This is a genomic window from Collimonas silvisoli, from assembly GCF_018305005.1.
Taxonomy (GTDB): domain Bacteria; phylum Pseudomonadota; class Gammaproteobacteria; order Burkholderiales; family Burkholderiaceae_D; genus Collimonas; species Collimonas silvisoli.
Map to the genome: position 1 here is coordinate 1 of NZ_JAGQEG010000171.1, position 5,190 is coordinate 5,190.

Annotated in this window: 8 protein-coding genes; 6 read left to right on the forward strand and 2 right to left on the reverse strand. The window is 56.6% G+C overall.

What is annotated here, in order from left to right; translation table 11 throughout:
• The 5 genes from KHU33_RS25260 to KHU33_RS25280 form a co-directional block, all read left to right on the forward strand.
• Positions 1 to 249 (forward strand): Hpt domain-containing protein (locus KHU33_RS25260; RefSeq protein WP_211468164.1); only part of this gene is annotated, 249 nt, incomplete at its 5' end.
• Between the two features lie 137 nt (positions 250 to 386).
• Positions 387 to 818 carry an OsmC family protein gene (locus KHU33_RS25265; RefSeq protein WP_211468165.1) on the forward strand — a complete coding sequence of 144 codons (432 nt, stop codon included), beginning with the start codon at positions 387 to 389 and terminating at the stop codon, positions 816 to 818.
• 10 nt (positions 819 to 828) lie between these two features.
• Positions 829 to 1,380 carry an NADPH-dependent FMN reductase gene (locus KHU33_RS25270; RefSeq protein ID WP_211468166.1) on the forward strand — a complete coding sequence of 184 codons (552 nt, stop codon included), beginning with the start codon at positions 829 to 831 and terminating at the stop codon, positions 1,378 to 1,380.
• A gap of 1 nt (position 1,381) precedes the next feature.
• Positions 1,382 to 2,314 carry a DnaJ C-terminal domain-containing protein gene (locus KHU33_RS25275; RefSeq protein ID WP_211468167.1) on the forward strand — a complete coding sequence of 311 codons (933 nt, stop codon included), beginning with the start codon at positions 1,382 to 1,384 and terminating at the stop codon, positions 2,312 to 2,314.
• 10 nt (positions 2,315 to 2,324) lie between these two features.
• Positions 2,325 to 2,654: a chaperone modulator CbpM gene (locus KHU33_RS25280; protein ID WP_211468168.1), complete on the forward strand. Its 330-nt coding sequence runs from the start codon at positions 2,325 to 2,327 to the stop codon at positions 2,652 to 2,654.
• A gap of 153 nt (positions 2,655 to 2,807) precedes the next feature.
• On the opposite strand, the gene KHU33_RS25285 is transcribed toward KHU33_RS25280, so the two are convergent.
• Both KHU33_RS25285 and KHU33_RS25290 read right to left on the reverse strand, forming a co-directional pair.
• A complete protein-coding gene (locus tag KHU33_RS25285) occupies positions 2,808 to 3,692 on the reverse strand; it encodes a GntR family transcriptional regulator (RefSeq protein ID WP_211468169.1) in 885 nt (294 codons plus the stop codon).
• A gap of 296 nt (positions 3,693 to 3,988) precedes the next feature.
• Positions 3,989 to 4,612 carry a YceI family protein gene (locus KHU33_RS25290; protein ID WP_211468170.1) on the reverse strand — a complete coding sequence of 208 codons (624 nt, stop codon included), beginning with the start codon at positions 4,610 to 4,612 and terminating at the stop codon, positions 3,989 to 3,991.
• Positions 4,613 to 4,834: 222 nt separating this feature from the next.
• On the opposite strand from KHU33_RS25290, the gene KHU33_RS25295 reads away from it, so the two are divergent.
• On the forward strand, positions 4,835 to 5,190 hold a 356-nt coding region (locus tag KHU33_RS25295), incomplete at its 3' end, for a glutathione S-transferase (protein WP_329956124.1).

The following is a 5,190-nucleotide window of genomic DNA, read 5'->3' on the forward strand; positions in this document are numbered from 1 at the left end:
CACGATCTGTTTTTGGCGAGCGCCAGGCAAGATCTGGTCAGCATCGAGCAGGCGCTCGTGCGCCGCGATTACTGCGCCATACAGCAAACGGTGCATAGCCTGAAAGGGGCGGCGATGATTTTTCGCGTGCCGGCAACCGTCAACGCCGCGCTGCACATTGAAGCTGTCCTCAATACCGGGCTGGCGGTTGATCATGCGCAGCTTAGCGCAGCGTGCGTCATATTGCGCCAGCAGATCGAACTGCTTTGATTGCACCGTGCAGCGTACGTATGCCTGCCCTAGTGCCGCCATGGCTGGCATCCCCGTTGCTGCCGATTGCCGTTACCGCCATCTTCTAAAACAGTTATAGTCTCTATATATCAAATTCACCTTGATCTGGAGAGTGCATGGCGTCTGTATACCTGCAAAGCATTACTGGCTTTGCCCAACAAATTCAGGCCAGGTCGCACCAGTTGCGGGCCGACGAGCCGCTCAGCAACGGCGGCACCGATAGCGGCCCGGCACCGTACGAATTGCTGCTGGCGGGGCTGGCCGCCTGCACCTCTCTCACCTTACGCATGTATGCCGATCGCAAACAATGGGATCTCGGCCTGATCGATGTGCGGCTGCACTTTGCGCGCGACGAGCAGGGGCGGGAAAGCATAGGCCGCACGGTCGCATTCGGGGCGCAGCTTAGCCCGGAGCAGATAGCCAGATTGGCCGAGATCTGTGAAAAGACGCCAGTCACCAAGACCATCAGGCAAGGCACCGAAATCCTGACTACCTTGAGTCCAACCAGGCTGGATCCAGCAGCTAATTCACGCAATAAGCCGTTCTGAGGAGATGCACATGACAAAAATCGTTGGAGTGGCAGGCAGCCTGCGCAGCGGTTCTCTGAATGCCGCATTGCTGCGCGCGGCAGCTGGCTTGATGCCGGCTGGCGCGGAATTGGAAATCGGCACGATCAAGGGCATTCCCTTGTATGACGGCGATCTCGAACAAGCCGAGGGCATTCCGCCGGCCGTGACGCTGCTGAAAGAACAAATAGCGGTGGCCGATGCACTGCTGCTGGTGACGCCGGAATACAATAATTCCATCCCGGGCGTATTCAAGAATGCGATCGACTGGTTGTCGCGGCCGCCGGCCGACAGCGCGCGCATCTTTAGCGGCCGCCGGGTCGCGCTGATCGGCGCTTCGCCGGGAGGTTTCGGCACCGTCCTGTCGCAGAATGCATGGCTGCCGGTATTGCGCACGCTGGGCATGCAACCCTGGTTCGGCGGGCGTTTGATGGTGTCGCGCGCCGGCAAGGTCTTTAACGAGAGCGGTGAATTGCTCGATGAGCAGCTGCGCGAACAACTCAGGGAATTCAACCGAAATTTTGTCGAATTTTTGAAAAACTGAAATGAAATTCAAAGACTACTACAGCGCGCTAGGCGTCGAGCGCACGGCCAGCGCCGCCCAGATCAAGCAAGCCTACCGCAAGCTGGCGCATAAATACCACCCGGACGTTTCCAAGGATCCAGCCGGGGAAGAAAAATTCAAGGACATCGCCGAAGCTTACGCAACGCTGAAAGACAGCGAAAAGCGCGCCGCCTACGACCAGCTAGGCAGCCACCGGCCGGGTGAAAACGTTGAGCCGCCACACTCCTGGCAGCAAGGATTCGCGGCCGACGGCGCATCGTTCGGCGATGTCGACATGGCCGATATCCTGGCTGCTTTCGCCGCATCGAGCCAAGGTGGCGGACCCGGCGCCAGAGCGCGTCCGGCCAGGGGTGAAGATTATGAAGTCAATGCACCCATCACTTTGGAGCAGATCTATGACGGCGGCGAGACCGATGTCCGTCTGAGCATGCCCGAGTACGATGAGCACGGCAAATTGCACCGGGTTCCGCGCACCTACCGGGTACGGCTGCCCAAGGGCGCGGAAGACGGTCAACGGTTGCGTTTGTCCGGCAAAGGCGGCCAAGGGCATGACGGCGGCAAGCACGGCGATTTGTATGTCGTGATGAAACTGATCCCGCATCCGCTGTACCGGGTGAGCGGAAAAGATCTGTATATCGATCTGCCCCTGACGCCGTGGGAAGCGGTATTGGGCGCTGCCGTGCTGGTGCCGACCCTGGGTGGCCAGGTTGAGCTGAACATTCCCGCCGGCACCGCCGCCAATCGGCAATTCCGCTTTGCCAAACGCGGTCTGCCGTCTGCCGGCGGCGAGTCGGGCAATCTATATGCGGTGGTGCGGATAGAAGTGCCGCCGGCGCCTACGGCGCGCGAGCGTGAACTGTTCGAGCAGCTCGCAGCCGAATCGAAATTCAATCCACGTCAGCATCTTAGTTAGGAGAGCGCCAATGACTGCTCTGTTAGTAGAAGCCGTTTGGTTAAACGACATCGAACTGTGCTCACTGGACGAGCTGGCGGAATTTTCCGGGCTCAGCCATGCCGAGCTGGCGGAACTGGTGGCGATAGGCGCCATCGAGCCGGATCATAGCGCCGCGCCAGACTACGTGTTTCGCGCACAGACAATTGTGTTAGCCAGAACCGCGCGCCGCTTGCGCGATGATTTTGAGCTGGATACGCACGGACTGGCGGTGGTGCTCAATCTATTGCAAAAAATACATGGATTGGAGGCCCGGCTGGCGGCCATGGACGCCAAGCTGCCGCATACGAATTGGCCTTGAAGAACTGACCTTGAAGCAGCGCTACTGTTTCGATTCTTTTCAGGGATTAGTGCAGTAGTATTTTTGGTTTTGAGTTAAGCAAAAATAACAGGAAAACGGGTGGGCCTGCATAATTTAACAGGCCGTCCCATGCCTGCTTCTGCTGGATTCACATCAGATTTGACTAGCAGTGTCCAGGTGATGCCGCATCAACGCGGCCGCCCATTCCCGGTTGTTGCTTTCCAGTGCCCGGATGATTTGCAAATGCTCATTGCATGAGTCGATCTGGCGTGGAGCACGGTGAAACGCGACATGTTCACCCAGGCGCCTGAGCTGGTTTTGCTGTTGTACCGCCTGCTGCACGAAGCGATTGTTGGAAAAGCGCGCCAGCATTTCGTGAAATGCGGCATTGAGGGCGAAAAATGCCGTGGCTGAATACTCTTCCGGCGCCTGCTCTAACAGCTTTTCATGCGCCAGACGGCTGCTTTGCAGCTGGACGGCGTCAATCCTGAAACTGCTTTCCAGCAGTCCGCCGCACTCCACCATGATGCGAAACTGGTAGCTTTCGGCCATCAGTTCAGGCGTGCCTATGGCCGGCGGAAAGCTCCATCCCTGGCCACGGCGTTTCTCGATCTGGCCGTCAGCCGCCATGCGCACCAGCGTTCCTCTTAACAAACTGCGCGGTACCGAATAGCGCTCTAGAAAATCGGTTTCCGTCATCGTGTCGGGCAATCGATTGTGGGTACGGTCATCGATCAGCTGCAGATACAAGGCGTCGCCACTGATGCCGCCGACCGCCAGCTCCGCGGCTTTCTCCGACTTGGCGTTGGGGCTGACGAAATAGCCGCTGTTTACGTGATAATCCAGCAACTCCTGCGCTGCCACCAGGCGCAATGCCGCTTTGACAGGAGTTCGCGAAACGTCGAACTGCTCTGCTAAGCCTTCTTCGGTCAAATGCGTTCCGGCGGGTAACTCACCGGTAGTGATCTGCTGGATCAGCCGGTTTGCCAGGTCACGTTGCAAAGGGCTTGGGCCACTGGTTTTTTTGGTTTTACTCATTCTGATAGCGCTGTTAGGTTTGCATTCGGACAATGTTAAGTGATTAATATCATACGAGTAAACTACAGGGCAAGCGGGGCAGATAGGCGCAATGGTTAAGACAATTCTCAAAAGGTAACATTGAATTGGTTTTATAGAAATATTAATTCAAGATGTTTTGGAATTGTCTTTTAAGTAATTCTGGAGGTGCTTCCTGTATGAACGATATTGCGGTGCTTACGCAGTCTTTTCCCGAGGCGGGTGTCTGCGGCTCGCCTTATCGGTGCGGGCCGCCTCAGTTGCTGCCGCTAGCTGCCTTAGTTCGGCGCCGCCGCGTTATATTCTTTGATAGCCTCGACGTCGATGTGCAGCGTCACCGCATCGCTGACGAAGGGGGCATAACGCCCAAGCTTGTAATCGCTGCGTAGAATCTTGGCGGAGCCGTTGGCGCCGCAGACTTGCTTGCCGTAGATGAGCATGAAGCGGCAATTGAAATTGTGGATTTCCAGCGTTACCGGATGCGTGACGCCCCTGATCGTCAGGTCGCCGTCGACCTGCGTCAATTGCTGTTCTTCAAAGTGCAGGCTGGAGGATTTGAAGTTGATCTTCGGGTAGTTTGCAACGTCGAAGAAATCGCCGGAGCGCATGATCTGGTTGAACCCGTCGTTGCCGGTGCTGACCGAGGCCGCGTCGATCTCAATGTCGATGCTGCCGCTATGGCTGGCCTGGTCGATTTCAATCGAGCCGGTGGTGCTGTCGAAGCGGCTGCGTTGCGTCGACAAACCCCAATGGTTGTACTCGAAATACGAAAAAGTATGTTCCGGGTCAATCAGATAACGATCGGCGGCGTTGCAGACGCCGCCGTTAAGCGCCAGCAGCAACAGTGATGAACGCAGTAGTGCGGACGGCAAGAAGCTGGTCGGTTTACTGGTGGTTTGCATGGTCGTGCCTGGCCTTTACGTTGAGCTGCTTCATCGTCATGAAAAAATTATCGGTTGCCATGATCATCATGCCCCAGCCGATAGGGTAGCGCTACAAGCGCATCGGTATTTTTATCTCGAAACGTATAAAATGCCATGCTGCAACTGCAATGCCAATTTGAAAACGTGCCGGCTAAATCCAGGCCCCGCTGTTTACGTTTAACCATAACACCTCGAAACGGAGTGTCTGTCACTATGTATGAGCTGTATATCGCCAACAAAAATTACTCATCCTGGTCTTTGCGGCCATGGGTGCTGATGCGTGAACTTGGGTTGACGTTCAACGAGCACATTGTGCCGTTTACGGATGAAGCGGTGGGTTCCAACTGGGATACGTTCCGCAGCTTTTCGCCGTCCGGCAAGGTGCCGGCGCTGATCCATGACGGTACTTCCTTGTGGGATTCTCTGGGGATTGTCGAATATCTGGCCGAGCGTCATGAAGGCGTCTGGCCCAATGATCCGCAAGCCAGAGCCTGGGCCCGTTGCGCCGCCGCCGAGATGCATTCCGGGTTTGGCGCCTTGCGCCAAAACTGTACGAT

Coding starts and splice junctions, on each gene's coding strand:
- KHU33_RS25265 (WP_211468165.1), top strand. CDS start 387: ATGGCGTCTGTATACCTGCAAAGCATTACTGGCTTTGCCCAACAAATT.
- KHU33_RS25270 (WP_211468166.1), top strand. CDS start 829: ATGACAAAAATCGTTGGAGTGGCAGGCAGCCTGCGCAGCGGTTCTCTG.
- KHU33_RS25275 (WP_211468167.1), top strand. CDS start 1,382: ATGAAATTCAAAGACTACTACAGCGCGCTAGGCGTCGAGCGCACGGCC.
- KHU33_RS25280 (WP_211468168.1), top strand. CDS start 2,325: ATGACTGCTCTGTTAGTAGAAGCCGTTTGGTTAAACGACATCGAACTG.
- KHU33_RS25285 (WP_211468169.1), bottom strand. CDS start 3,692: ATGAGTAAAACCAAAAAAACCAGTGGCCCAAGCCCTTTGCAACGTGAC.
- KHU33_RS25290 (WP_211468170.1), bottom strand. CDS start 4,612: ATGCAAACCACCAGTAAACCGACCAGCTTCTTGCCGTCCGCACTACTG.